Raw genomic sequence first — 25,615 nt, 5'->3', positions numbered from 1 at the left:
ATAGAGAGCTTTTTTTATTCGTATTTTTTCACTGTTACTTGGCATTCTTTTAACGGAATAAGTTTTGACTTTTTCGTCCATTTGTATCCTAACCAAATAATTAAGAATAAAGGAAGTCCGATATAAGAAACAAGTACACCGTACCAGTCAATCGAATCACCCATAAACGCCGAATAGTTTTGACCTAAAATGACAACAGCACATAAAATAAAGGCAAAGATAGGACCAAACGGGAAAAGTTTTGCATGATATGGAAGTTCACTCAAATCATGACCTTGGGCAACAAATGCTCTTCTAAAACGATAGTGGCTGATTGCAATTCCTAACCAAGCAATAAAACCAGACATACCAGAAGCGTTAAGTAACCACGTGTATACCGCACCGTCTCCAAAAAATGAGGCACCAAATGCAAGTGTACCGACAAGGGCCGTTGCGATTAAAGCATTAACCGGAACGCCTCGTTTATTCACTTTCGCTAAGAACCTCGGTGCTTTTCCATCTTTCGCTAAGTTCCACAGCATACGCGTAGAAGCATACATACCTGAGTTACCAGCAGATAAAACGGCTGTTAAAATAACGGCATTGATAGCTGATGCTGCAAACGCCAGACCTGCTCGTTCGAATATTAGAGTAAACGGACTTACCCGCACATCATCACTTGCTAATGAATCCGCTGTGTATGGAATAAGCATTCCGATAACAAAAATAGCTAAAATATAAAATAACAAGATGCGCCAGAAGACTTGTTTAACTGCGCGAGGAACCGTTTTTTCCGGATCTTCACTTTCTCCAGCTGCGACTCCAAGCAACTCTGTTCCTTGAAATGAAAAACCAGCAGCCATAAAAATACCTAAGACAGTAAAGAATCCACCGTGAATGGGTCCATCACCAAGCGTGAAGTTTTTAAACCCTGGTGCTTCATTGTTAAAGATACCAAAAATCATCATAATGCCAATAACTAAAAAGATGATAACCGTTACTACTTTAATTAACGAAAACCAAAATTCAGATTCACCAAATCCTTTTACAGAAAGGTAGTTAAGCCCAAACATAATTAATAAAAACAGGGCACTCCATAAAATAGAAGAAGAGTTTGGGAACCAAAATTTCATAATAAGGGCTCCAGCAGATAATTCAGCTGCAATCGTAATAGCCCAATTGTACCAATAGTTCCAGCCGAGAGCGAAACCAAAGGATGGATCTACAAACCGAGACGCATACGTACTAAACGAACCAGCTTCAGGCATGTAAGCTGCGAGCTCCGCCAGGCTGGTCATCAAAAAGTAAACCATGACACCAATAATAGCGTAAGCTAAAAGCGCTCCCCCAGGTCCTGCTGTGTGAATTGCTCCACCACTTGCTAGGAATAAGCCGGTTCCAATGGCTCCTCCTAATGAAATCATCGTTAAGTGGCGAGATTTCAACCCACGTTTTAATTCTTGCTGCTCTTGCATAGATAAATACTCCTTTCGAATGTACGGAAAGAGACGGGATAACATAAAAAAAGCCCGCAGTATATGTGCGCGCTTTTAAATCTGAAAACCGCGTCAACCTTCCGTGAAGATAGCTCTTCACATCACTTGCATGATGTGACAGTTCTGTTCCTGTTCGGAGACAGCCCCAGCTTAAATCAACCGAGAAGTGATCTAAACTTCGGCAATTTTTCCTTTCAAGCAACATCCTCAATGTTCTCTGCATTTCCGTTGCTTTACTATTAAAAACTGCGACCTCTACCTCATCGATTAGGATGAGGGTTTTTTATATTCATTTGACATAAAAGAAGTATATCAAATACTAAAACGATTGTCATTATAAAAAATAGATTCAGAAAATAGAAACATCTTTGAAATCTCTCGAATCTATTTTGTTACATATGGTATAATGAATGTTGTCATAATACTACATAAATATCCGAACGTACCACAGGGGGAGCCGCCGTGCTGAGAGTGAACAAATTGTTCAGACCCTTTGAACCTGTTAGTTAACGCTAGCGTAGGAATGTGGGAATAGTAGCATATATTTGCTTACTCCTGTGTAAACCGTTTGATATGAATGATTCAAAAACAGGAGTGAGAAACGTGAATAAAGCATTACCTTTACAGGCTAAAATTGAAATAGCTATTTTTGCAGCATTGGCACTTCTACTTGATCTTTTGCCTTCCATTAAGATTGCAACGGCTGTGAGTATTTCGTTCTCCATGGTGCCCATTTTTATTATGTGCTTTCGCTGGGGAGTAAAAGGCGGGGCTCTATCTGGTCTATTATGGGGGCTGTTGCAGTTGGCAACAGGAACGGCTTATATTTTAACAGCGCTACAAACGTTTATTGAATATATTGTGGCCTTTGCTTTTATAGGTTTTGGAGGTGTTTTTTCGCAATCTATTAAAACAAATTTAGCTAACAATAACAGATCAAAAGCTTTTGTTTTGATTGTTTTATCCCTTGTTATCGGCAGCTTCGCACGGTATTTCTGGCACTTTATTGCGGGTATTATTTTCTGGGGATCATACGCGCCAAAGGGCATGTCCGCTCTATGGTATTCTTTTTCAATGAACGGGATTTCAATGGTAGGATCACTAATAGCCTGCTTAGTCATTCTTTCATTGTTAATTCCATCGGCATCAAGAATGATTGTAACTAAATCACACTCATCATAAGCAAAAAGACTAAATCTACCAAGATTTAGTCTTTTTTTGTCATTTGTCACCTTTGTTTATACAAAATTGTGTCAGGTTTGATAACATAGTTAGTGAAATATTCAAAAAACTGTTTTATGATAATCACCATATTCAAACGAGATAAGGGATTGATAGCATGCTACAGAAATGGATAACGAGCATAGGTTTAGATATTGGAACAAGCACAACAAAACTGATTGTAAGCAAGCTGTTAATAGCAAATCAACAAAATCAGTTTACGCTGCCAGGCTGTCAAATTATTGATCGTCGCGTAACGTATGCAAGTTCTATCTATACCACCCCTATGCTAAACGATGTTGAAATCGATGTTCAAAGATTAACTGTACTACTAGAACAAGAGTATAAGAATGCAGGAATCTCTTTAGATCAAGTGGAGGCGGGCGCTGTGATCATTACAGGAGAAACGGCTAGAAAGCAAAATGCAGAAAGTATCGTTCACTATCTAGCCGAACGTGCTGGGGATTTTGTTGTTGCAACAGCCGGCGCTGACTTGGAAGGAATATTAGCAGCAAAAGGATCAGGAGCAATCGAACGTTCTGCTGAAACAAATGCAGTAATTGCCAATATTGATGTAGGAGGAGGCACTGCTAACATCGCTTTATGTCAAAATGGAAAAGTGATAGAAACGTTTACACTACATGTAGGCGGAAGATTAATTCGGCTGAATTCAGACGGTTTTGTAACCTACATTTCACCTTATTTGACTGAATTTTTAAAAAATAATTCTTTAATACTGCGAGAAGGTGAAAAAGCAACATTTGAAAAGCTCTCGTCTATCTGTCAATTACTAGCTGAAGAAACCGTGAATTATATAAAAGCGCTGAATCAAAATTCCACGCTGCTCGTTTCTTCTCATACAAGATCTTCTATACATCCTGAAACGATCATGGTTTCAGGAGGAGTAGGAGCAATGATGGAGAAGCAAAAGCCAAAAACAGTGAAGGAAGTGGCCATACACGGAGACGTTGGTCCGCTTCTAGCATGTCATTTTCAATCCATCCAAGTATCTCAAGCCGCTGAGACAACGCGCGCTACTGTAATTGGGGCTGGTATGCAAAATACAGAAGTTAGCGGATCAACCGTATACATTGGGTCGAAGCGGCTGCCGCTAAAAAATATTCCGATTATAGAAATACCCGTTCAGCAAGAGGAGACGTGGAATCCGCAGCTGTTTCAAGAAATAGCTCGAGCCTCATGTATGCAGGCTTCAACTATTTTCAGTGCAGAAGATCCCCCCGCTGCTATTGCTTTATCTCATTTTCCTTACTGCAGCTATAAGATGCTTCAAGAATTAGCAAAAATAATAAGCGCTGAATTTATTGCTTGTTTTAAAGGAGCTAAGTGCCTAGTTGTTCTATGCGAGCAAGATATTGCAAAAGCTTTAGGACAAGCATTAGCTAAACAGAGGAAAGAGTTAGAAATTATTTGTTTAGATCAAATTGATTTTACACACGGAGATTACATTGATCTAGGTTTACCAGTAGCTGGAGAAGCGATCTCCGTTTCCGTTAAAACGCTCGCTTTTTCATCATAATCTACTAAATATACAAGGAGGAAACGATGTTTAAAACTACACGATTGTTAGGAGAAACATTTTCATTTTATAGCTTAAAAGAAATCATGGCCAAAGCAAACGAAGAGCGTTCTGGAGATCAGCTCGCAGGAGTTAGCGCTGAGTCAATGAAAGAACGAATGGCAGCGAAGCAAGTCCTAGCTGATATCACACTTGCTGATATTCGAAATTACCCGCTGCTCAGCGCAGATGAAGACAACGTCTCGGCATTAATCGAAAGTCAGATTGATTCATCGGTTTACGACATTATTAAAAATTGGACAGTAGGGGATTTAAGAGAATATATTTTATCCGATCAGCATAGCGGAGAAGACCTTCTTGCACTTAGCAAAGGATTAAGCAGCGAAATGATTGCGGCAGCTACTAAAATTATGTCCAATTTAGATTTAATTCAAGGAGCTGCCAAAATAGAAGTGCAAACTACTTGCCAAACGACTATCGGCCAAAAAGGAGTATTGGCTTCTAGAGCCCAGCCTAACCATCCTTCAGATAACTTAAAAGGAATGAGAGCATCTCTATACGAAGCGTTAAGCTATGGAATTGGAGATGCGGTTATCGGAATTAACCCTGTTATTGATACAACAGATAATATCTACGCGCTTTTAAATGAAACAAAAAATATAATCAACGAATGGTCAATTCCTACTCAAAACTGTGTATTATCACATGTAACGAGTCAGATGAGAGCAATCGAAAAAGGAGCATCTGCTGACTTGATTTTTCAAAGTTTAGCGGGCACAGAAGCCGGTAATGATTCATTTGGCATTTCACTGTCTATGCTTGATGAAGCGACAGCGCTAATTCATGAAAAAGGGACGGCAAAAGGTCCAAACCGCTGGTATTTTGAAACAGGACAAGGTTCTGAACTGTCAGCAGAAGCTCACTATAATATTGATCAAGTAACGCTCGAAGCTAGATGCTACGGATTAGCTCGGCACTACAAGCCTTTCTTAGTTAATACAGTTGTTGGATTTATTGGACCTGAATATTTATATAACAGCAAACAAGTTCTACGAGCTGGGTTAGAAGATCATTTTATGGGCAAAATGCACGGCCTGCCTATGGGAGTAGACGTATGTTACACCAACCACATGGATGCTGATCAAAATGACATGGATAATTTAAGTATGCTTCTGGGAACAGCCGGAGTGAACTTTGTCATAGGAGTGCCCATGGCTGATGACTGCATGCTAAACTACCAGTCTCTTAGTTATCATGACATCGCAACGGTACGCAATGTGTCAGGCCTTACCCCAACGCCGTTATTTCAAAAGTGGCTTGAAGACCAGCGTATTATGGAAAACGGACGCTTTACATCAAGAGCTGGAGATCCAACTATTTTTATGAATTTGATTTAAGGAAGGTGCTTATTATGATACCAAAGTCAAATCGAGATCCGCTGGAAACACTTAAACAATTTACCCCTGCCCGCATAGGTGTCGGCCGTACAGGAACAAGGCCGTTAACAAAAGACGTTTTATCTTTTCGCACGGATCATGCTGCAGCCGTAGACTCTGTATATGGAGCAGTTTCAGAACATATTTTAGCTGAGTTTAACCTTTTCTCTGTGAATACACGCGTTGAGTCAAAAGAACATTATTTAAAACGGCCGGATCAAGGAAGATTATTAGCAGATAACGCTAAGAAAGAAATTTTTAAAAACTGCGTGCAGCAGCCTGATGTACAAGTAGTAGTCTCGGATGGACTGAGCGCCAAGGCAATCGAAGAAAACATAAGCGACGTGTATCCAGCTTTAATTGACTCCCTGCAGTCATATGGGCTTCGTATCGGGACTTCATTTTTTGTAAAAGGGGGACGAGTTGCGTGTATGGATGAAATAGGCGAGATCATAAAGCCAAAAGCACTTGTGCTATTGATTGGAGAGCGACCTGGACTGGTCAGTGCGGAATCAATGAGTGCTTACATGTGCTATGAGCCTAACAAAGGCAAAAAAGAGTCTGATCGTATGGTTATTTCTAATATTCATAGAAGAGGGACGCCTTCTATTGAGGCAGCCGCACATATCGGTACCATGATTGACAAAATGATCAAGCAGCAAACAAGCGGTGTACATCTTATTGTCTAAACATCAAAAGGAGGAGAACGTATGGCGTTACAAAAACAATTAAAACCTATTCATTTATGGGCTATTTCAGTTGGTATGGTTATTTCAGGACAATACTTTGGGTGGAATTACGGGTTTGAACAAGGCGGGATTATCGGACTTGCAATTGCAACCTTAATTGTAACCGTGTTTTACACAACGTTTATGTTCAGTTATGCAGAGCTTTCAACATCTATCCCGCAAGCCGGTGGACCTTCAGCTTATGCAAGAAGAGCACTTGGACCCTTTGGGGGATATATCGCAGGAATTGCCTGCTTGCTTGAATTTATTTTTGCTCCCCCTGCTATTGCAGTGTCAACAGGAGCATACCTGCATTTTCTCATTCCAGCCGTTAACCCTGTATACGCAACGGTAGGTGCCTTTATTTTCTTTGTTTTATTAAATTTAATCGGGGTAAAAGAAGTAGCGGTGATTGAGCTTACAGCTACCATTGTTGCACTAATTGGTTTATCTATTTTTTATGTAGCTGGTTTGCCTCATGTACAAACATCGAATATTTTTAATGATCATTCATTTATTAACGGGCCAACAGGGGTACTAGCAGCTATTCCATTCGCTGTTTGGTTTTATCTGGCAATAGAAGGAGGAGCAATGGCAGCGGAAGAAGTGGAAAATCCTAAGAAAAACATTCCTAAAGGATTTATTGGAGCGATTGTTACTCTAGCAACCGCAACGTTGTTTACACTATTTGTAACAGCAGGACTTGGCGGAGGAAGCGGGAAGCTAGCCGATTATCCACTTCCACAGGCACTGTCTTCTGTATACGGAAATGGCATTTCAACCGTTGTTGCTATTATTGGATTATTCGGATTGATTGCTAGTTTAAATGGAATCATCATGGGTTTTTCAAGACAAACCTACGCGCTTGCACGAGATGGTTACTTCCCTAAATTTCTTGCTAAAACGAATAAAAAAGGAGTTCCTGTCGGCGGTTTGTTGATCCCGGGAGTAATCGGCGTGATTTGTGCAGGATCTGCAACGTTTGCCAATGCACTTATTATCTTATCCGTGTTCGGAGCAATGATGATGTACTGCATCAGTTTAGTTTCTCTTTTTATTTTACGTAAAAAAGAACCTAACCTGTCTCGTCCTTTTAAAGTAAACTACCCGGTCGTGCCAAGCATTGCCTTAGTATTAGGGATTCTGTGCTTGTACAGCATCATAAAATACAGTGTTCTTACAACAAATTTAATGCTGTTTGGCGTTTCTCTGCCTTTAATTTATGTGATTCTTGGAATTTTCCTTCTTTCAATTATTTACTATGTCTTTTATGGCTCTAGACAGCTCAAAAAAGAAGCAGCCAATTTGTATCAAGAAGCATCCATTAAATAGGAGGAAAAACGGCTCGCTGTAAAGGCAAGCCGTTTTTCTTGTGAAATTAAAGGGTTGAGCGTTTTTTTGTAGAATGATATACTAGGTCTGTTTGTTGGAAGAATATACATACATTTATATTAGATAAAGAAGGGGCAATTATGATGAACAAACGTAATACAATCATTATCACGGTTGTTTCATCTATTCTGTTATCAGCCTGTCAGCAAGAAGAAACGTTAAAAGACGGAAATACAATGATAGTAGAAAAAGATGCAAAAAAAGTACTAAACGAACCAAAAACACAGGTAGAAAGCATTCAATCAATTGATTTAAATAAAGAAGCAATGAGTGGGAAATTTATTACAGCCTGGATGACTGATTACTTTTCAGCGTTTGGAAAAGCAGTGGATCAAAACTCCTTTGATGATCTAAAAGCTTTTTTGAAAGCGGACAGTTCTTTTTATAAAGAGCAGAACCTTCTTGTTGAAAATTTCACACGCCAAGGCATCGAGCAGAAGAAGCAAACGTTTCATATTGTCAATTGGTATGAAGAACCTAACCATGTGTTCAAAATACAAACCCACGAGGAAAGCTTATTAAAACAGCCGGGTAAAGATCCTTACACTAAAATTTGTGACCGCCTTTATACAGCCGTTTATCAAAACGATACGTTAAAGTTATCGAGTGTAGAACCATTTGACTTTTCATCTAAACCAAATGCAAGCACTGAAACTCCCAGTACACAAACAACAGATTTACACGACTACGATGGAAAATGGACCACTGGCAATGATAACGGATCTCCTATCATTCAATTTCTTGCTACATCCAACTCGGAAGCAACGATTAAAATAAATTCGTACCAGCCACCTAGCAAAATCCGCGTGTCAACCGTTGAACAAAAAAATATTCGCTTTGAAAATAACCAAGCAGCCATTGAATATGAAAATGATGGACAAGGAAATAAAGGAACCATTGTCATTACGCTCAAAGAAAATTCCATTTCATTACTTGCTAAAACAGATCAAAATAAAAAGGCAAAGTGGGGAATTCCAAGCGGTGATTACGTGCTCGATACGTTTGAGAATTAAAGATCATTTTAAAAACAGACTAAATTCGGCATTGAGGAGGACACCTTATGCATAAAAAATGGACGATTGCATTCGTTCTACTGCTGCTGCTAATGGTTTTGACAGCCTGTGAAGAAAAAGAAACAGTTAAGTTATCCAAGCCAACCGAACCTTCCTCAGATGAAGTGATCCCAAAAGATCAAGCTAAGTCATCTCTTCCGCCAGAACTTGTATCAGAAAAAAAAGCAGAAAAAACTGCGGTTGAGACGATGAACAAAATTTCAAGTACCTATAAAGAATTAGGCGAAGAGTACGAATGGGAAAATGAATCTAACCCTGCTGATTACGAAACGCTAAAAAAAGCGTTAACGCCATATGCAACTTCATCTTTAATTGCAACAAAGCTAAAAAGTATCTCTACTAATTATTACTGCAAAGAATGCAATATGAGCTTTTTTCCTGATGTAACTCATCTGATTCGCTTTGAACTTATTAACAATCATGCTGGGCAATTTTCGGTCTCGGCTATTGAGCCAATTAGTAAAGAAGGAAGCGGCGGACTGACCATTTACATGAATTTTAAATACGTTAATAAGCACTGGAAATTAAACGAATGGGATGAAGTTACCTATCATCAAAAATACCTCAACATTACGGCCGATGAATATATCGAATATGTAAAGTCAATTAATCCTTCTAGTGATATTTTATACCAAGGTGAAACGACCCGTACAAATGAAAAAGGGGAAAAGGAAGAAATCTTGGTTTTCAAAGAGAACAATACAAAGTATGCCATCAGCAAAAACAGCTCTCAGCGAATCGACGATTTTAAAGAAGATGAAAAAGAAAAAGAAGAGAAGGAAGAAAAAGATTTTAATTTAAAAAACGTCCAAAAAGTTGATCAAGAAACAGCGGATATTTTTATTGAACATTATTTGCGAGATTTAACAAAATCCATTAACACGAATAAATTTGAACACGTACAGTCTTATATCCAGCGGGATAGTGTTTTGTGGAATGATCAAAAGCAGCTTGTGAAAATGCTGTACGAAAGAGACATTCGAGAAGAGCTCGTTGATTATTCGGTATTAGACGTGGAATCTGTGAGTGAAGAAGAGGGCGAAGCGGTCTATACAATCCAAACGAAAGAAGTCATTTCAATTACAACGAACGGTCAAAGTCAGGAAAAAGAGTATTATCGAACCTATACCGTTTCCTACAGCAATAAACAGCTGCACCTGACTAAAATTGAATCACTTTAAAAACCATCACGCTCTTCGTGATGGTTTTTATTTACAAATAATATAAAAGAGCTTATGAGGACGTTAACCTAATTTTCTAATTATCCGAAGTAGGTAGCTCCCTTTATCCTACAACCAAAATCCTTTATCATACTAACGCAAGATAACTCTTCCTTATCAAGCGTTCATATGATAAAGTAGAGAAATAAGCAGAAAACAGAATTTATTTTACATATAATGGATGTTTTTATTGAAATCTTTAAAAATCGGCTTTTTAAATTGATTTTTGAAAGGTTTTTAGAAACTTTTAATGGTGTTTGTTGCGAATTGATAAAAATTCGTTATATTCCATTCTGGATCATTTAAAAGGGATACATTTGTTTTTAATAATTAGGAGGGGTAAAATGGAAGAATTTGAATTGTCTCCTGCGAAAAATTCGTTTCGCCAGCTAAAAGAGCAGTGGGAAGAGGCAGAGCTGTTAGATGAAGATAACAACTTGAATTTAAAGCACGTTGCAGATGAAGAATTTATTCAGCTCTTTTTTTCAATGCGTATTATCAAAAAATCACTTTCTCCTCATACGATCAGATCTTACAATCAAGACATGAAAACGATTCTGTCTTTTTTCTATGAACGAGAGATTACATTAAAATCGATTGGATTTATGGAAGTCAAATTATTTAATGAAGAAATGATGAATCAATATGCCAATCGCACCGCTGCAAGAAAACTAGAATTTTTTAGAAGAATGCTAGAGTTTGGACACGCTACTCATTTTTATCCTTCGCTGTATACGACGTGGATTGAAAAACCATCTATTGCAAAAGGACATTACAGCGACAAGGAAAAACAAAATCGCACCGAGTACCGAGAGCTAACCGACCGCGAAGCCCAGGTGATTGTAAATGCGTTAGAATCAGTCGTGCGCATTCGTCAGCATGAAAAGGAATTCAAAGCACGCAATCGCTTAATGGGAATGCTTTTGTATATGAGTGGAATGCGTTCAAGTGAACTGCTGAGTTTAAATTGGGGAAGCTTCCGCGAAGACCGCCGAGGAAATTTGGTTGTAGATGTGATTGGTAAAGGAAAAAAAGAACGAACGATTCCCGTGTTTGATGATGTGAAAGAAACGCTTTTCACTTACCGGCAAGCCTTAAATGAAAGCACTGAACTAAGTCCTTTTGACACCGAACCGCTTTTTTACTCCATTAAAGAGTACTATCGTACCGGCGAAAAGAAGCGATTATCCTATACAACGTTGTATCGAACGATTAAATCAGCTGTTTATAAAGTAAAAGGAAATGCGTCTATTTCTCCTCATTGGTTTCGTCATACCTTTATTACAAACAGTTTAGCTAATGACGTTCCGCTTGCGGTTGTGAAGCAAGTAGTAGGGCACTCTTCTATTGCTACAACGAACGTTTATCTTGAAAAACTTCAAGAGGATACGGTATACGACGCGTTTCGAAAGTCGGGTTATCGCTAATTACTTATAATATTTTTATGTAAACTAAAAAACATATATTTTCATTTTTACGGCCTATGCGTATGAAATAAGTTGTATAAATGAATAAGTTACTTTTCCTACAATATAATGGTAGAAAGTCGCTAAAGGAGGGAGCTACCTATGACGGCTAAACATCCGCTTCACTACCATTTCGGAGAAGTAACGGAGCTTTTTCATTACATATACGAAGTTTGTGAAACAGCAGGTATTTATATTGACTGGAGCGGAACAGCCCAAACCGTTCAGCTATATCGAAGCAAAGAATCTTTTTTATCCGGAGAACGCTACATCGGAGCGATTCAGTATGAGGGAAGTAATCAGTTTCAAAAAAGATGGCCTTCTACCGTCAGTTTGAGATTTCGACGTGCGAACTTGTCGTTTATTTTAAAATATTGTTTAGAACAAATTGAAGACTACCGCAAAGACACGAACAAAGAACCCTTCATTAATCCAAATGCAGAATCCATCGCGTTTAAATTCACCTCTTTAACAGATGAAACCAAACAAGTGATTTCAAAAATCAAAGAAGTACTATGCATCGCCAACTACGTGTAAAACCCCGCAGAATGTTAGCTGTGGGGTTTTGGGTATTTAACGCAGGTCTTCTGCGTCTTGAAGCAATTGTTCCGCGCGGTATTCAAGTTTTTGTAAAGTTTCGGTATAAATTTTCACCTGCTGCTCGTTTAATTCGGACGTTAATTCGAAAAATACCTGCTCCACAGCAGGCGTTACTTCTGTTTTTAAACGCAGGCCATCTTCTGTTATTTGAATAAAAAACGAGCGGCGATCTTCTGGATTTCTGATACGCTGAATCCAATTTTGTTTTTCTAGTAAATCTAAAATTTTAGTCAGCGTCGCTTGATCTTTATCCGCTCGTTCAGCTAATTGTTTCTGCGTACTATATTCAGCTTCTGATACGCGTTTTAAAACGGTCCACTGTTCTGGCGTAATCCCAAAAGGGCGCAAGCGTGCGGCAACTACTCTGCTTAAGCGCTTACTTGTACGAACTGTGGGAATGCCGAACATTTCTTCTAACGATTCCATATAAAACCTCCTGCATACATACATGCTGTGATTATATCAGCTGTTTTTATTTCTGTAAATTTGTTTGTAAAGAGGATGCTTTATAAAAATAAATTTACAGAATAAATCGCAAATACACTAGACTTATTGTGTGTATCCTTGTAATCTAGTGTAAGAATAGTTAAACTTTTTCAAAAACAGTAGGGGGTACACACATCCATGATTAAAGCGGTATTTTTCGACTTAGATGACACGCTACTTTGGGACCAAAAAAGCGTAAAAGAAGCATTCGTTGCAACATGTACATATGCAAGTGAGAAATATAATTTAAAACCTGAAGAACTAGAAGAAGCGGTGCGTAAGGAAGCAAGAGAATTATATGCTTCGTATGAAACCTATGAGTTTACGCAAATGATTGGCATTAATCCATTTGAAGGATTATGGGGAAATTTTTTAGACGATCATGATGAATTCCGCAAAATGAAAGATATTGTTCCTACTTATCGCAAAGAAGCTTGGACTCGAGGTCTTCGTGCCTTAGGAATTCACGATGATGCTTTTGGAGCAGAGCTAGCTGAGCGTTTTCCATTAGAGCGCCGCAAAACACCGTTTGTATACGAAGAAACGTTTGAGGTGCTTGATCAATTAAAAGGAAAGTACAAGCTGTTGCTGTTAACAAACGGTTCACCTGACTTACAAAATACCAAATTAGATATTACATCAGAACTAGTTCCATATTTTGATGAGATTGTGATTTCAGGTGCATTTGGCCGCGGTAAGCCTGATCCATCTATTTTCGACCATGCTTTGTCACTTATGGATTTAAAGAAAGATGAAGCGATTATGGTTGGAGATAATTTAATGACAGATATACTGGGTTCTTCTCGGGTGGGAATGAAATCTGTATGGATTAATCGTCACGATAAAGAGCGAAATGAAGTCATTCCTACTTATGAAATTACCCATTTAAGTGAACTGCATTCAATTTTAGATGAACTAAATTCATAATATGAACAAACAAAAAAGAGGCGGAAATCGTCTCTTTTTTATTATAAAAATAAGCACAGCAGTCTCTGCAGGTCCTATATCCGTTCCAAATCTCACTGACTTCATTCACAGTGCACCAATCTTATCCTTGATTCCTAGATAAATACCATATAGCGTAGAATGTAGACTAGTCACTGGAGGAATAACATGAAGAAAATAGTTACCAGAAGCCTTGTAGCGGCTGTTTTGTTCACAAGTCTCGCCGCTTGTGAAGACAAACAAGGCGATACGCACGTCACTTACAAAACCCCTCAACCTAAACATGCCCCGGGAGCTGACACCATTTCAGCAACGGATGAAACGATGGCCCCTGTAAGTCAGGTAGCTCAAAAAGATGAAACTGATGATCGATTAGCATTTGGAGAACGATCGAAACACGACCGATATTATGTGTCCACAACAGATGCGCAATTTTATCCTGTTAAAGGAGCTAAACAAGTAAACACCCAGTACATTATCGTATCCGTTCAGTTTCAGCGAACACCTAATGAACATTCGACTGTAGTATTAAATGACACAACGTTTACATTACAAGACACAGCAACTTATCAAACCTACGAACCGTCTGATGGAGGGAATTTATCGACAGAAGCCCCGCACACCCTGTGGACAGCTTTTTCATCACCGTCACTATCTGACGATGAACCACTTAACCTCGATGTTGCATTTAAAATTCCAGAAAAGGCCAACCATACGTATAACCTGTTAATTACACAGCAATCAGAACGAGCGGATGTGTTTAAGTTTGAAGAAGCCAAACAAGATTATTAATTACATACAGAAAAAACGCCTGTCTTTTGTTTTATAGAAAAAGAAGGCGTTTTTTGTAAAACCATCTTGTTTCTCGTAGAAAGAGCAAACGATAGACATAAAAAGAAAAAGAGAATAGACATAAAGCGCGTTAGTGTAGTCAAGTTCAAAAAGAACGTGTATCATTGTAACTGCTGGTAACAAAAGATAGACAGACATAAAATATAAATAAAAAAGTTATGAGAAAGGAAAAGGTGCGTACATCACGTTAAAGACATATGAATCATAATAATACAAAAACAACTACTGAATTCAGTAATAAAAAAATAAACATGCATTTAAATAGAAAGCTATCAGCGGCTATTATAGCTGCGTTTCTTTTCGCTTTGCTTTTTTGTTTTATACCAGGTATAAAAGAGTCAATTCCCAATTTTTCTATTAAAAAAACCAGTCGGCATTTCGTTGATTTATTTCCTTTATACCTTTTATTTTTTACACCCTTCTTTTTAATAATGGGGACGCTAGGCACGGTTATCGTTGATTTATTAGTCAGTGCTTTTGTAAAAGACCGTAGTAAAAAAATTGATTTTATCATGTCATTCATATTCCACGCCATTTTTGGGTTTTTAATGTTTGAATTCGGCATGATGGGCGTCATTCTTATTTTTATTGTTGATCGTATTCTTTCAATCCGTAAAAAAAACTACTCTTATTTATACCCAGTGGGTTACCTAGTGCTATCGGCTATTATTGGAACTCTCGTCTATTTTATTTTTGCTATGGTTTAATAAAAGAATACTAAAAAAGAGACCTCAAAAAGTTAGATGCAGCCTAACAAATGAGGTCTCTTTTTTTGCTTTTTTTCTTCTTGAAAAAACACTATTTGGGTAAGTTGTTTAGTTTGCTATGCTATCGTTTGATAAATCAAAAAGATATTTAAACAAATGACTAATGCAGCTATCACCCAAGCTACAGTAGTTGTTGCTTTATGATTAACCAATCCGCCCATGATTTTTTTATTACTCGTAAACATAATAAGAGGAACGAGCGCAAATGCAATTCCGAACGATAAAATAACTTGACTGACAACTAGTGCACTTGTTGGATTTACGCCAAATCCGATAATCAAAAGCGGCGGAATAATTGTAATGAACCGGCGAAGATATAAAGGAATTCTGCGTTTAATAAACCCTTGCATGATGACATCTCCAGACATTGTTCCGACCGAAGAACTTGAAAGTCCTGAAGATAATAATCCAACCCCGAACGCAATAGCTGCAAAGGGACCAATTAAATGTTCAAATTGTGTAAAAGCCACGTCCAAATCTTGCACGTTTAGTCCGTTTTTAAAGAATAGAGCGGCTGCGACAATCAGCATGCTTGCATTAATTGCACCAGCGATAATCATGGCAATCACAATATCAATAAATTCAAAGCGGAAAATCGCTTTTTTCTCCGATTCTGTAGTTCCTACCACGCGGCGCTGTGTAAGAGCTGAGTGCAAATAAATCGCGTGTGGCATAACTGTAGCACCTAAAATCCCAGAAGCTAACAGCACGCTGTCTGTTCCGTGAAACTGAGGGACAAATAAGCCGTGGACAACACTTGCGCCGTCTGGATGCGCAAGAAACATTTGAGTCCCAAAAGCTAATACCACAATAAAAACCATGGCCGCAATAGCTGCTTCTAGCAGTCGAACACCTCGTCTTTGTAACTCTAAAATAGCAAAAGATCCTACCGCTGCGATAAGTGCAGCTGGGAACAAAGGAATATGAAATAATAAATAAATTCCAAGAGCAGCCCCAATAAATTCTGCTAAATCCGTCGCCATAATGACCAATTCTCCTTGGATCCAAAGCCCAAAAGAAACGACGGACGGGAAGTGTTCCTGTGCTATCTCGGGTAAATTCAAGCCCGTTGCAATCCCTAATTTAGCTGATAACGATTGAATTAAGACAGCCATTAAGTTAGAAATTAATACAACCCAAAGCAGCATGTATCCGTATTGAGAACCTGCTGCAATGTTAGTAGCAAAATTACCTGGGTCAATATAAGCAACCGCTGCGATAAAAGCAGGACCTAAGAAAGGCAATAATCGCTTAATTCCTTTTGTTTTACCCGACAATACGTCTTGAGCACTTAGCTGCATAGCTGATAATGCTTTACTGCCGTTTTGATCTTTCATGTCTAGTGCTCCTTTCTTTGATAAACAATAAATAGCCCAAGCTAATTTTTTTATATGAAGTATAAAATGTTTCCTTAATGCAAATTATATGCTAGCAAAGGTTCTTTTGACAATAAAAAAGTTCAATAAAAAATATAGACGATTTCCACGTGATTTTTATCCCGTTTGGCACAACTCTTTAAATGCACAGCCATGACAGGAGGCAGGCGTATCTGCTTGGGGGAAATGCTCAAGCGAAAGAGGCTGATTTACCTCTGAGTCGTCCAAAAAAGTTTTCATATAATCAATACTTGTATCGATTTGCTCAAGAACAGCTTCAATTTCGTGAAGAGTAAGCTGATACGTACGCGCACTGCCTGAAAGCAAGTATTCGTTCCGGACTTTTATCTGATCAACGGAAATATTATATTCAGCTAGCACGTAGAGGGCGTATATCGCCAGTTGAAACAAATCATCTTTTGTTTGTTTACTTGTTTTCCAATCAACAATCGTAAATTCGTCTGTGACTGGATTTTTAAAAAGAGAATGAAAAGGCGCATATACTTTATGGTCATACACATTTACAGAACGAAACGACTGATGAGGCTCCACTTCTAAAAAAGGTGAAGATACGATGTCGCAAAACGATTTACTTTGTAAAAAGTGATGTACACAAATGTGTACCCGTTTTTGCATGTCTTTAAGGTCTTTTTTAGAAATATAGCCGTTTTCGTAGAATTCTAAAAGCATCTTATACTGAGCAGGCTTATGATACCAAAGTTCTCCATAGTCAGTAGAATCACGCAGTGCGTTATTTAGTAGCTGCTGCGCTTTCTCCGCTAAGTTCCGTTCATTCGGGACAATCTGTGTAGATGTATAGTCAGAAATGGCCTCTGTAATCACTTGACGCACGGCTTGTCCGGCGTACATAGATAAAGTGGAAACCTTTTTTAAACGATAAGCGCTCTGAGACTGCGCAGAAGCGCTATCAAGCCATCCGTTATGTGAGACATAATAATGATATGCATACTTTCGGTTGCACTGTGTGACCATTTTATGCCTGGAGTACGACCATGAAAATTCAGGGAAATCAGTGATTTGAAACAAGCTATTCACATCCTTTTTCAAAAACTGCGCATAGGTTGGTCTATTAGTATATTCGTACATGAGTTAAAATAGACTAAAAATGTAGAGAGTGAATAGCCACGCATGCATATTATTTTGTGGATTCTCGCGAAATATGTATAAATAGAAAAAACTATTTAAAAATTGATTGCTTTTTTCTGTGGCGGATGTTATATTAATAAAGCGATGAGCTAATTTGTGTAAGTCGAAGGACATGCTTTCGAGCTAAACGTGTGAATGTGGTCACACGGTCCCCGCCACAAACGCATCAAAGACGTCCTACGTGGACGTCTTTTTCATTTTGTAAAAAAGAGAGCATATGCTCTCTTTTTTTTGTGGAATTATTTACTGAAAAAGTTAGGGGCTTTTATTTGAATGCTTTCACTATATTTTTAATACTTCTTTTTCATCGTTTTTTATTCCATGCATCGTTTCCTACTTGCAACAAGAGTTTTCTCATCCGATTTTCTCAACCAAACGTAAATACATAAAAATTTACTGTATTTGCACATTTGCCGCATATTGCATTGTTCCTCTTGTAGAGTTAATCGCAATATCAACAACGTACAAACCTTGATTTTTAGGAACCTTAAATTCATTATTTTTGACAAACAGCTTGGTTTTTTCATCGTTATCTCTCCATATATGCACACTCACATTACGAATATAAGCACCGTCTACGTTCGAAAAATGGAGCTTAACCAATTGTTGCTGCTTCAATGGGATACTTTTTTGCTGCGATATGTATGTATATAAATCATATACATTTATTTCTTTTTTTGTTGTTGAACGGCCGTTTGACCAGTTAATAGAACCTTTGTGAAGGTGATAGGTATGTTCGTTGACCGCAAGCGCAGCTTCAGGTTTGTTTTGATCGTATTCTTCCTCTAGAAAGAAAGCACTGTTCTTAAGTAAAAGTAAGAAGAACACAATAACAGCTCCTAGACCGCTTAAGACATATGCACCACATTTTGTGGATTGTACTTTCATAATAATTTCCTTTCACAGACCAATAATTAAGGAGGATACGTACATAAAATTTCCACTTTTTCTATTCTAAACGATTACAAGTAAAATTACATTTATTGCTTTCTTTCTTCATGAAAAACAGGATAATAGTCATATATTTTCTATAAAATGTCTCCTTAGATCCAATTCAAACCCATATAAAAGGAAGAGAAATGGAAATTAAAAGAGGGAATCTAAAAAATTTACAGAAGTTGATAAGTGATTTAAAATTATACAGAGGAAAAAAGTATTTCAAAAAAAGGGGGATTAGTAGGTTTTTTGTTCTACTTCCACTTCTTAAAAAGTCGTATTTTTCGTAAGAAACTGTAAAGCTATATTTTATAATGGTAAACCAATACATATACAAACAAAAGGGACACACAAAAAGGGGGATCAGCATGCAAATTAGAGAACTAGAATTACATGATGCTGCAAACTTTGTAGATTTGCTTAAACAGATTGAAGAAGAAAGTAAGTTTATGCTGTTTGAAAGCGGAGAGCGAAAGCTGAGCACAGATCAGCAGGAGAAAAACATCGAAATCTTTAAGCAGCAGCCAAACTCTACGATTATTGTAGCAGAAGAAAACGAGATGCTTGTGGGATATATAGCTGCAACAGGGGGAGAAGCTAACCGAAACGCTCACATCGCTTCTCTAACATTAGGTATTCGAAAGACGTTTCAAAATCAAGGGATTGGGACGGTTTTAATCGGTGCACTTGAAGAATGGGCGAGAGAACACCATATTCATCGTCTTGAACTTACAGTCGCTATACAGCATGAAAAGGCTCTTTCTTTATATGACAAAGTAGGATTTGAAATTGAAGGAACAAAAAAACATTCACTGCGAATTGGCGGTTTGTTCATTGATGAGTACTATATGTCTAAATTGCTGAACTAAAAAAAGAAACGACGTTTAAAAACGCCGTTTCTTTTTTTAACTTCCTCTATAAATTTGGTATCCCCACGGTGACACAAGCAAAGGGACGTGATAATGTTCTTGTTCAGAAGACAATCCAACTCGAACAGAAACTTGATTTAAAAAGGGCGGATTTGTTGTTTGGACTTCTTGTTTTTTATAATATTCTCCAATATGAAACAGAAGTTCATAATCTCCTGATTTAAACGCTTCAGAAGAGAAGAGCGGAGTTACTAATCTTCCGTCTTCATTTGTAGTACCGTGTGAAATTTTTATTCGTTTACTTTCCGACTGAATATGATAAAAATCAACTTTGACAAAAGCAGCCGGACATCCGTGGGTAAGATCTAAAATATGCGTTGTGATTTTAGTCATGCTCGTTTCTTTGTCTCCTTATCTTCAGTAATTTTATCAGTTAAGCGAAAGAAAGCAATTTTATATACTTCTTCTAACGCTGTATCAAACTCCGTTTGCTCGGTATTTAGTAAACGACTTTGCATTGCCTCGTAGATATCTTCTTTTTGTTTACCTCGTACTGCCAAAATAAAAGGAAAAGGAAACTTCTCCATATACGTTCCATTAAGAGAAGAAAACTGTTCATACTCATCTTGCGTTAAGTTTTGTAGGCCTGCTTTGGTTTGTTCTTCAGTAGAAGCAGATGTCATGGCAATATTTTCACCTAGATTTGGATGAGCTTGTAGCAGCTTTAGCTTTTTTTCTACAGACGCTTGCGCTACAATTTCTTTCATCATGCCATGAAGCTGTTCACCGGAAGAGAAAGGACCTTTAGAATAAGCCTCTTCTGCAACCCAAGGTGAATGTTCAAATATATCACCAACTAGTGAAACAAAATGCTGCTTGCTAAGCTGATTTACGTACTGCACAGATACGTTATTCATACTACACCACCTTTATTTTATTTCTGAATAATCTGTCTTCTCTAAAGAGACAGAAGGTACTTTTCGTTCAATTGATGCGTTAAAAAAGAGATTTAATAAAATGGCAGCCAAACTTCCCGTAATAACTCCATCGCTTACAATTACGCGCAAAGCACTTGGGAGCTGAGCGAATAAATCAGGTACTACTGTTACGCCAAGGCCAAGCGAAAGAGAGCAAGCAATAATCAGCAAATTTTCTTGTTTGGACAAATCAACAGTACTTAGCATTTTGATGCCTGATGAAATAACTAAACCAAACAACACGACCATTGCTCCTCCTAAAACAGGGGTGGGAATAATGGTTGTAAAAGCAGCAATTTTCGGAACAAGCCCCAGTAATACGAGAATGAAGCCGGCTACTACCACGACATTTTTTGTTTTTACTTTCGATAATTGAACCAGTCCTACATTCTGAGCGAATGTATTGTAAGGGAAAGCATTAAATAGCCCTCCAAGAACAATGGCGATTCCTTCGGCACGGTAGCCTTTTGTAAAATCCTTTTCCGTTAATTCCCGATCACACAGCTTTCCTAACGCTAAAAATACGCCTGTAGATTCAATGATAATGACCAAGCACACAAGGATCATCGTTAAAATGGGCCCGATTTCAAAAGTGGGCATTCCAAAATAAAAAGGAGTGGGAATGTGCAGCCAAGAAGCTTGATTAAAATTAGTGAAATCAACTTTCCCCATTAATACAGCGGCTATTGTTCCGGCTACAATTCCAATTAATACGGAAAGAGAACGAAGAAAACCGCTGAAAAATCGATTTAAAATTAAAATAAGCGCTAGAACACCAAAGGAAAGAAGAAGATTAGAAAGAGAACCAAAATCTTTGCTTCCCACTCCTCCTGCCATATTTCGAACGGCTGATGGTACAAGCGATAAACCAATCATCGTCACAACCGTTCCGGTGACAACGGGAGGAAAAAATTTAATAATCTTACCTAAAAAACTTGCTGCCAGTACGATGAAAATACCACCGGCAATAATTGCTCCGTAAACAGCGCTAATTCCATATTGAGTTCCAATTGCAATCATAGGAGTCACCGCTACAAATGAGCTTCCGAGTACAACAGGAAGACCAATACCAAACCACCTGTTCGTCCATGCCTGCAGCAGCGTAGCTAGTCCACATGTTAGTAAATCAATGGCCACAAGATAGGATAAGTCATGGGCATTTAAATTCAATGCGCGCCCCACCATCAGTGGAACGAGAATGGCACCCGCATACATAGCAAGCACGTGCTGTAATCCCAATGAAGCTAGTCGAAACGGTTGATTTTGGTTATTCAACTAAAAACCTCCTTTAATTATATCACATGTAATGTTAATAGATATTACATTTAAAATGATACATTAATAGTAAAATGTTTTTTTAGAGATGTCATTAGTTAAGTTGACTAAAAACAGAAGGAGCAATATCTGATTTTATACAATGTAGAGAGAAGCAGTGAAGCTATTGTGTAAAAAGATGTTACATTAATTTTTAGTACCAACTCTTAATAGTAAGTGATATAATTTTTGTATATATTTTCAAATAATAGAGAGAAGAGGAAACATTTATGTATAATTTTGCGGCTCACACATGTAAATTTTTATTAAAAAGGAGAGGAAAGCTTCACGTAAGGAACAGAGAGTATCTGCCAGCGGATACAGGCTTTGTGATCGCTTGTTCGCATAAAGGATGGGTAGACGTTGTAGCGCTTGGTACAGCTGTTTTGCCTCACCAAATTCATTTTATGGCAAAAAAGGAGCTTTTTAATCATATACTCATTAGTAATGTATTAAAAAAACTCAACGCATTCCCAGTAGATCGTAACAATCCAGGACCCAGCAGCATTAAAACACCTATTAAATTGGCAAAACAAGGACACATAGTAGGAATTTTCCCTAGCGGCACGCGAACAGAAGAAGACGTTCCTCTGAAAAGAGGAGCAGTCACTATAGCAAGTATGGCAAAGGTTCCTATTGTACCCGCGGTTTACAAAGGACCCGCAAACGTAAAAGAGCTATTTTCAAAGGGTTCCATTGCCATTTCCTTTGGAAAGCCCATCTACTTTGGAGAAGATAAACTAACAAAAGACCGCCTTGCCGACGTGTCAAATCGCTTAACAGCTTCGATTCGTGCGTTAGAGGAAACAGAAAAATAACTTCACAGCGGAGGTGCATCATGAAGGATTGGGTACAGAGAAAGCTAAACGATGTGATTAGTGATGATGTGCAGGCAAAAATGAAAGAAAAGATGGCTGAAAGCGGTGTAACCGTTCCTATATCCGCTTCTATGCTCATGCGAATTTTTCAAAAGCAAATGACAAAGCAAGATCAAATTCAGCAATTTTCTATTTCATTTCAAGACTCCTATATTCACGTGAATGGAATTATTAAAAAATTTTTGGTGAGAATTCCATTTTCCATTGTGCTAGAACCTCTTGAGGCAAAAGAACGTACGCTTTCATTCAAAATCCATGAAATGAAACCTCTTAATCAAAATTGGATCAACTATCGAATTTTTCACAAGCCGCCTGTTACTACGTATGAAGAAAAACAAATTCATATCAATCTCAATGAAATTGATAAAGTGAAGGTCATTCCAGTAGGGAAAATCAAACAATTTTCAATACAAGATGAAAAGCTTCGAGTGAAAATTGGTTTATAAATGGTTGTAAATAAAATGTAGAAATAGTTTTTTTAGAAAGAAAACCTTTTCAATTCAGCACTTAATTCGATTAGGTGCTATTTCTTTATAATTTTTATAAAATTTTTAGAATTTTTCGTCTCTAACTATTGTGACACGCTTCCCTAAAGTTGTACAATGTAACTTATATAGAGGTTTAAGCGAAAAACCCGTAAATATAAAGAGCAAGGAGAAACAACTATGACAACTTATTCAATCGATGTAACACTAAGTCAAACAAAAAAAGAAAAGCCGCAATCTGATCAATTGCAATTCGGGAAAATCTTCACGGACCATATGTTCATTATGGATTATACAGAAGGCCAAGGATGGCACGATGCTCGTATTGTACCTTATCAACCTATCACATTAGATCCGGCATCCATGATCTTTCATTACGGGCAGTCTGTTTTTGAAGGACTAAAAGCATATGTAACAAAAAAAGAGCAAGTATTATTATTTAGACCAGATGAGAACTTCAAACGTTTAAATAAATCAAACGATCGTCTTTGTATTCCTCATGTTGATGAAGACTTAGCGCTAGAAGCGTTAAAGCAGCTGATTAAAATTGACCGCGAATGGATTCCTACTGCTGAAGGTACATCACTATACATTCGCCCGTTTGTCATCGCAACAGAGCCTTACTTAGGAGTAGCGCCATCTGACCGCTATCAATTTATCATTATTCTCTCTCCAGTTGGTTCATATTACAAAGAAGGGATTGCTCCTGTAAAAATTGCGGTTGAAAGCGAATTTGTTCGTGCTGTAGCCGGAGGGACAGGGACGGCTAAAACAGGGGGAAACTATGCCTCAAGCTTAAAAGCTCAGCAGCTTTCTGACTCAAAAGGCTATTCACAAGTACTGTGGTTAGACGGAGTTGAACGCAAGTACATTGAAGAAGTAGGAAGCATGAATATTTTCTTCAAAATCGATGGAGAAGTAGTAACGCCATCTGTGAACGGAAGCATTTTGGAAGGAATTACGCGTAAATCTATCATTGAGCTGCTAAAACACTGGGATATGCCTGTAACTGAGCGCCGTATTTCTATGGAAGAAATTAAGCAAGCTTATTCCGAAGGCAAACTAGAAGAAGCTTTTGGAACAGGTACAGCTGCAGTTATTTCTCCAATTGGCGAACTATTTTGGAATAACGAGAAAATGGTCATCAACGGTGGAAACACGGGAGAAGTATCACAAAAACTGTATGACACTCTAACAGGTATTCAAAATGGTACAGTGGAAGATCCATTCGGCTGGGCAGTGGAAGTAGAATAAATTTCGGTAATCGAATATCTTTTTACGTAAAAGAAGCGGGACAGCTCCCGCTTCTTTTTTTGTTTGTTGCCAAATAGTTCAAAAGAAACAAGTTATTTTTGAATATTTAGAACTATTTATATACTTTTATTGTAAAATAAAATATAATTATCCTTATAAAAGCAATACTTTGTCTTTATTGAAATTCACAGTATTACTTATTCGTTATAAGGGGGAGAACAAAATGCTTTTTTTATCACATGATGAAAAAATTAAACAGCTGGCTTCACACTTAGCTGAACGACTCGAAAGAGAATTAAACCAAGAAACCTCAGATGAACAAATGCACGTGCTCATCGGCTATTTATTTGCTTCTCATTTAATCGAGCACCGTCCTACAGGTTATTACGTAAGGTCTCAATACCCTGAGCAGCTAAAAGATTTATATGAAACTTTACACGTCCACCAATAAATTATCTCTTCCTCTTTTGTCCTATATCGTGTAGAATTTTAGAAAATATATGATTTTCTAGTTGATGGCAGAGCTAGGATATAGCGTAGTGTGGCATTTACCTTTAAATGATTAAGTAATGGTTTTAGAGGTGAATAATGTTAGCGCAGATCAAAGAAATGAGTTTAGATAAAAATCGTCGTAATCCACATTATCGCGTATTGCTGCAGTGTCCAGACGGGAGTGAACTATTCATTCACTTTAATTATACATACCGATCAAAAACATATTGGTCAAGAGATGTATATTACAACAATGTTCATAAAAAATCTCAGCTTGCTTGGTATACCCAAAGCGTAGAGGAAATGACTGCTCAGCAGTTTCTTGAAGAGCTAGGAGCTAAAGTAAATGAACATTTCAACTTTACACTGCGACGATAACCAAGGACAAAATAATACATATTCTCTTTAATAATAGTCACTGCTTCCTTACTTTTTCTTTATCGAAATTGGCAAGATACTGCGTTTAAGTTATCTATCAAGTGATGAAGAGACAGGTTGTGTTTTATCACTAATTTTTATATAATGAACGTATAAAACCCTCTATTTATATCGGAAATAGAGGTGTTTTTACTATGAAAAAGATACAAAATGGCAAAATATCTGCGGATGAACATCATTTTTCGCAAAAAAATTAAAATAATGTAAAAGTTTATGTTAAAATGGCAATGT

Annotated in this window: 26 protein-coding genes and 2 riboswitches; of the genes, 18 read left to right on the top strand and 8 right to left on the bottom strand. The window is 37.7% G+C overall.

The features are described 5' to 3' along the window. Positions 1–14 precede the first annotated feature (14 nt). The gene (locus Q5794_RS13495) at positions 15–1,454 is read right to left on the bottom strand and encodes an amino acid permease (RefSeq protein WP_192993471.1); all 1,440 of its coding nucleotides are present in this window, start codon (positions 1,452–1,454) and stop codon (positions 15–17) included. Between the two features lie 102 nt (positions 1,455–1,556). Beyond that, positions 1,557–1,741, bottom strand: a riboswitch (Lysine riboswitch). 174 nt (positions 1,742–1,915) lie between these two features. After that, a riboswitch (TPP riboswitch) is annotated at positions 1,916–2,016 on the top strand. Between the two features lie 32 nt (positions 2,017–2,048). Between Q5794_RS13495 and thiT the strand changes: the two genes are divergently transcribed. From thiT to Q5794_RS13450, 9 genes are all read left to right on the top strand, one after another. Further along, a complete protein-coding gene (gene thiT / locus Q5794_RS13490; protein WP_057237424.1) occupies positions 2,049–2,657 on the top strand; it encodes an energy-coupled thiamine transporter ThiT in 609 nt (202 codons plus the stop codon). Positions 2,658–2,814: 157 nt separating this feature from the next. Continuing rightward, positions 2,815–4,233 (top strand): ethanolamine ammonia-lyase reactivating factor EutA, encoded by a 1,419-nt coding sequence (locus tag Q5794_RS13485; RefSeq protein ID WP_374988035.1) that lies wholly within the window; start codon positions 2,815–2,817, stop codon positions 4,231–4,233. Between the two features lie 26 nt (positions 4,234–4,259). Next, a complete protein-coding gene (locus Q5794_RS13480; protein ID WP_192993465.1) occupies positions 4,260–5,630 on the top strand; it encodes an ethanolamine ammonia-lyase subunit EutB in 1,371 nt (456 codons plus the stop codon). Between the two features lie 14 nt (positions 5,631–5,644). Further along, the gene (gene eutC / locus Q5794_RS13475; protein ID WP_374988034.1) at positions 5,645–6,358 is read left to right on the top strand and encodes an ethanolamine ammonia-lyase subunit EutC; all 714 of its coding nucleotides are present in this window, start codon (positions 5,645–5,647) and stop codon (positions 6,356–6,358) included. Positions 6,359–6,379: 21 nt separating this feature from the next. Further along, the gene (gene eat / locus Q5794_RS13470) at positions 6,380–7,729 is read left to right on the top strand and encodes an ethanolamine permease (protein WP_374988033.1); all 1,350 of its coding nucleotides are present in this window, start codon (positions 6,380–6,382) and stop codon (positions 7,727–7,729) included. 140 nt (positions 7,730–7,869) lie between these two features. After that, positions 7,870–8,802, top strand: coding sequence for a hypothetical protein (locus Q5794_RS13465; protein WP_374988032.1), 933 nt, complete (start codon positions 7,870–7,872; stop codon positions 8,800–8,802). Between the two features lie 47 nt (positions 8,803–8,849). Further along, entirely contained in the window at positions 8,850–10,043 is a 1,194-nt protein-coding gene (locus Q5794_RS13460) for a hypothetical protein (RefSeq protein ID WP_374988031.1), read from the top strand. Positions 10,044–10,426: 383 nt separating this feature from the next. Continuing rightward, positions 10,427–11,509, top strand: coding sequence for a tyrosine-type recombinase/integrase (locus Q5794_RS13455; RefSeq protein ID WP_374988030.1), 1,083 nt, complete (start codon positions 10,427–10,429; stop codon positions 11,507–11,509). 141 nt (positions 11,510–11,650) lie between these two features. Further along, entirely contained in the window at positions 11,651–12,085 is a 435-nt protein-coding gene (locus tag Q5794_RS13450) for a hypothetical protein (RefSeq protein WP_013083346.1), read from the top strand. Between the two features lie 36 nt (positions 12,086–12,121). On the opposite strand, the gene Q5794_RS13445 is transcribed toward Q5794_RS13450, so the two are convergent. Next, positions 12,122–12,574 carry a MarR family winged helix-turn-helix transcriptional regulator gene (locus Q5794_RS13445; RefSeq protein ID WP_025751758.1) on the bottom strand — a complete coding sequence of 151 codons (453 nt, stop codon included), beginning with the start codon at positions 12,572–12,574 and terminating at the stop codon, positions 12,122–12,124. A 198-nt stretch (positions 12,575–12,772) separates the two neighbouring features. Between Q5794_RS13445 and Q5794_RS13440 the strand changes: the two genes are divergently transcribed. From Q5794_RS13440 to Q5794_RS13430, 3 genes are all read left to right on the top strand, one after another. After that, positions 12,773–13,561 (top strand): HAD family hydrolase, encoded by a 789-nt coding sequence (locus Q5794_RS13440; protein ID WP_013057222.1) that lies wholly within the window; start codon positions 12,773–12,775, stop codon positions 13,559–13,561. A gap of 186 nt (positions 13,562–13,747) precedes the next feature. Next, entirely contained in the window at positions 13,748–14,371 is a 624-nt protein-coding gene (locus Q5794_RS13435; RefSeq protein ID WP_374988029.1) for a hypothetical protein, read from the top strand. 257 nt (positions 14,372–14,628) lie between these two features. Next, positions 14,629–15,138: a hypothetical protein gene (locus tag Q5794_RS13430; protein ID WP_057236365.1), complete on the top strand. Its 510-nt coding sequence runs from the start codon at positions 14,629–14,631 to the stop codon at positions 15,136–15,138. Between the two features lie 116 nt (positions 15,139–15,254). On the opposite strand, the gene Q5794_RS13425 is transcribed toward Q5794_RS13430, so the two are convergent. The 3 genes from Q5794_RS13425 to Q5794_RS13415 form a co-directional block, all read right to left on the bottom strand. Continuing rightward, positions 15,255–16,535 carry an Nramp family divalent metal transporter gene (locus tag Q5794_RS13425; protein WP_374988028.1) on the bottom strand — a complete coding sequence of 427 codons (1,281 nt, stop codon included), beginning with the start codon at positions 16,533–16,535 and terminating at the stop codon, positions 15,255–15,257. Between the two features lie 156 nt (positions 16,536–16,691). After that, positions 16,692–17,630, bottom strand: coding sequence for a PD-(D/E)XK nuclease family protein (locus Q5794_RS13420; protein WP_374989218.1), 939 nt, complete (start codon positions 17,628–17,630; stop codon positions 16,692–16,694). A 504-nt stretch (positions 17,631–18,134) separates the two neighbouring features. Continuing rightward, the gene (locus tag Q5794_RS13415) at positions 18,135–18,629 is read right to left on the bottom strand and encodes a hypothetical protein (RefSeq protein WP_374988027.1); all 495 of its coding nucleotides are present in this window, start codon (positions 18,627–18,629) and stop codon (positions 18,135–18,137) included. Between the two features lie 416 nt (positions 18,630–19,045). On the opposite strand from Q5794_RS13415, the gene Q5794_RS13410 reads away from it, so the two are divergent. Further along, positions 19,046–19,546: a GNAT family N-acetyltransferase gene (locus Q5794_RS13410; RefSeq protein ID WP_214988182.1), complete on the top strand. Its 501-nt coding sequence runs from the start codon at positions 19,046–19,048 to the stop codon at positions 19,544–19,546. 36 nt (positions 19,547–19,582) lie between these two features. Here Q5794_RS13410 and uraH read toward each other — a convergent pair whose 3' ends face one another. Genes uraH through Q5794_RS13395 form a run of 3 tightly spaced genes read right to left on the bottom strand, consistent with a single transcriptional unit; the run spans position 19,583 to position 21,798 of the window. Further along, positions 19,583–19,939, bottom strand: a complete 357-nt coding sequence (uraH, locus tag Q5794_RS13405) for a hydroxyisourate hydrolase (protein WP_214988180.1) — start codon at positions 19,937–19,939, stop codon at positions 19,583–19,585. Further along, positions 19,936–20,463: a 2-oxo-4-hydroxy-4-carboxy-5-ureidoimidazoline decarboxylase gene (uraD, locus tag Q5794_RS13400; protein ID WP_374988026.1), complete on the bottom strand. Its 528-nt coding sequence runs from the start codon at positions 20,461–20,463 to the stop codon at positions 19,936–19,938. Before uraD ends, uraH begins: the two co-directional genes overlap by 4 nt. A gap of 12 nt (positions 20,464–20,475) precedes the next feature. Then, positions 20,476–21,798, bottom strand: coding sequence for a nucleobase:cation symporter-2 family protein (locus Q5794_RS13395; RefSeq protein WP_374988025.1), 1,323 nt, complete (start codon positions 21,796–21,798; stop codon positions 20,476–20,478). A 269-nt stretch (positions 21,799–22,067) separates the two neighbouring features. Between Q5794_RS13395 and Q5794_RS13390 the strand changes: the two genes are divergently transcribed. The 5 genes from Q5794_RS13390 to Q5794_RS13370 all read left to right on the top strand — a co-directional run bounded on the left by Q5794_RS13390 (position 22,068) and on the right by Q5794_RS13370 (position 25,324). After that, positions 22,068–22,655 carry a lysophospholipid acyltransferase family protein gene (locus tag Q5794_RS13390; RefSeq protein ID WP_374988024.1) on the top strand — a complete coding sequence of 196 codons (588 nt, stop codon included), beginning with the start codon at positions 22,068–22,070 and terminating at the stop codon, positions 22,653–22,655. A gap of 20 nt (positions 22,656–22,675) precedes the next feature. Beyond that, positions 22,676–23,161, top strand: a complete 486-nt coding sequence (locus Q5794_RS13385) for a hypothetical protein (protein ID WP_057236382.1) — start codon at positions 22,676–22,678, stop codon at positions 23,159–23,161. Positions 23,162–23,380: 219 nt separating this feature from the next. Next, positions 23,381–24,454: a branched-chain amino acid aminotransferase gene (locus Q5794_RS13380; RefSeq protein ID WP_028413189.1), complete on the top strand. Its 1,074-nt coding sequence runs from the start codon at positions 23,381–23,383 to the stop codon at positions 24,452–24,454. Between the two features lie 223 nt (positions 24,455–24,677). Next, positions 24,678–24,905: a hypothetical protein gene (locus tag Q5794_RS13375; RefSeq protein WP_014459922.1), complete on the top strand. Its 228-nt coding sequence runs from the start codon at positions 24,678–24,680 to the stop codon at positions 24,903–24,905. 137 nt (positions 24,906–25,042) lie between these two features. Next, on the top strand, positions 25,043–25,324 hold the full coding sequence (locus tag Q5794_RS13370; RefSeq protein ID WP_028408383.1) for a hypothetical protein: 282 nt from the start codon (positions 25,043–25,045) through the stop codon (positions 25,322–25,324). Positions 25,325–25,615 lie beyond the last annotated feature (291 nt).

This window comes from Priestia megaterium (assembly GCF_041941685.1).
Classification (GTDB): domain Bacteria; phylum Bacillota; class Bacilli; order Bacillales; family Bacillaceae_H; genus Priestia; species Priestia megaterium_C.
The sequence above is the reverse complement of the archived record's forward strand: the minus strand, read 5'-3'. Positions and strand labels throughout refer to the sequence as shown.

Bases quoted from the DNA above. Each gene is read 5' to 3' on its own strand.
- Q5794_RS13495 (WP_192993471.1), bottom strand. From the start codon at position 1,454: ATGCAAGAGCAGCAAGAATTAAAACGTGGGTTGAAATCTCGCCACTTA.
- thiT (WP_057237424.1), top strand. From the start codon at position 2,049: ATGAATGATTCAAAAACAGGAGTGAGAAACGTGAATAAAGCATTACCT.
- Q5794_RS13485 (WP_374988035.1), top strand. From the start codon at position 2,815: ATGCTACAGAAATGGATAACGAGCATAGGTTTAGATATTGGAACAAGC.
- Q5794_RS13480 (WP_192993465.1), top strand. From the start codon at position 4,260: ATGTTTAAAACTACACGATTGTTAGGAGAAACATTTTCATTTTATAGC.
- eutC (WP_374988034.1), top strand. From the start codon at position 5,645: ATGATACCAAAGTCAAATCGAGATCCGCTGGAAACACTTAAACAATTT.
- eat (WP_374988033.1), top strand. From the start codon at position 6,380: ATGGCGTTACAAAAACAATTAAAACCTATTCATTTATGGGCTATTTCA.
- Q5794_RS13465 (WP_374988032.1), top strand. From the start codon at position 7,870: ATGATGAACAAACGTAATACAATCATTATCACGGTTGTTTCATCTATT.
- Q5794_RS13460 (WP_374988031.1), top strand. From the start codon at position 8,850: ATGCATAAAAAATGGACGATTGCATTCGTTCTACTGCTGCTGCTAATG.
- Q5794_RS13455 (WP_374988030.1), top strand. From the start codon at position 10,427: ATGGAAGAATTTGAATTGTCTCCTGCGAAAAATTCGTTTCGCCAGCTA.
- Q5794_RS13450 (WP_013083346.1), top strand. From the start codon at position 11,651: ATGACGGCTAAACATCCGCTTCACTACCATTTCGGAGAAGTAACGGAG.
- Q5794_RS13445 (WP_025751758.1), bottom strand. From the start codon at position 12,574: ATGGAATCGTTAGAAGAAATGTTCGGCATTCCCACAGTTCGTACAAGT.
- Q5794_RS13440 (WP_013057222.1), top strand. From the start codon at position 12,773: ATGATTAAAGCGGTATTTTTCGACTTAGATGACACGCTACTTTGGGAC.
- Q5794_RS13435 (WP_374988029.1), top strand. From the start codon at position 13,748: ATGAAGAAAATAGTTACCAGAAGCCTTGTAGCGGCTGTTTTGTTCACA.
- Q5794_RS13430 (WP_057236365.1), top strand. From the start codon at position 14,629: ATGAATCATAATAATACAAAAACAACTACTGAATTCAGTAATAAAAAA.
- Q5794_RS13425 (WP_374988028.1), bottom strand. From the start codon at position 16,535: ATGAAAGATCAAAACGGCAGTAAAGCATTATCAGCTATGCAGCTAAGT.
- Q5794_RS13415 (WP_374988027.1), bottom strand. From the start codon at position 18,629: ATGAAAGTACAATCCACAAAATGTGGTGCATATGTCTTAAGCGGTCTA.
- Q5794_RS13410 (WP_214988182.1), top strand. From the start codon at position 19,046: ATGCAAATTAGAGAACTAGAATTACATGATGCTGCAAACTTTGTAGAT.
- uraH (WP_214988180.1), bottom strand. From the start codon at position 19,939: ATGACTAAAATCACAACGCATATTTTAGATCTTACCCACGGATGTCCG.
- uraD (WP_374988026.1), bottom strand. From the start codon at position 20,463: ATGAATAACGTATCTGTGCAGTACGTAAATCAGCTTAGCAAGCAGCAT.
- Q5794_RS13390 (WP_374988024.1), top strand. From the start codon at position 22,068: ATGTATAATTTTGCGGCTCACACATGTAAATTTTTATTAAAAAGGAGA.
- Q5794_RS13385 (WP_057236382.1), top strand. From the start codon at position 22,676: ATGAAGGATTGGGTACAGAGAAAGCTAAACGATGTGATTAGTGATGAT.
- Q5794_RS13380 (WP_028413189.1), top strand. From the start codon at position 23,381: ATGACAACTTATTCAATCGATGTAACACTAAGTCAAACAAAAAAAGAA.
- Q5794_RS13375 (WP_014459922.1), top strand. From the start codon at position 24,678: ATGCTTTTTTTATCACATGATGAAAAAATTAAACAGCTGGCTTCACAC.
- Q5794_RS13370 (WP_028408383.1), top strand. From the start codon at position 25,043: ATGTTAGCGCAGATCAAAGAAATGAGTTTAGATAAAAATCGTCGTAAT.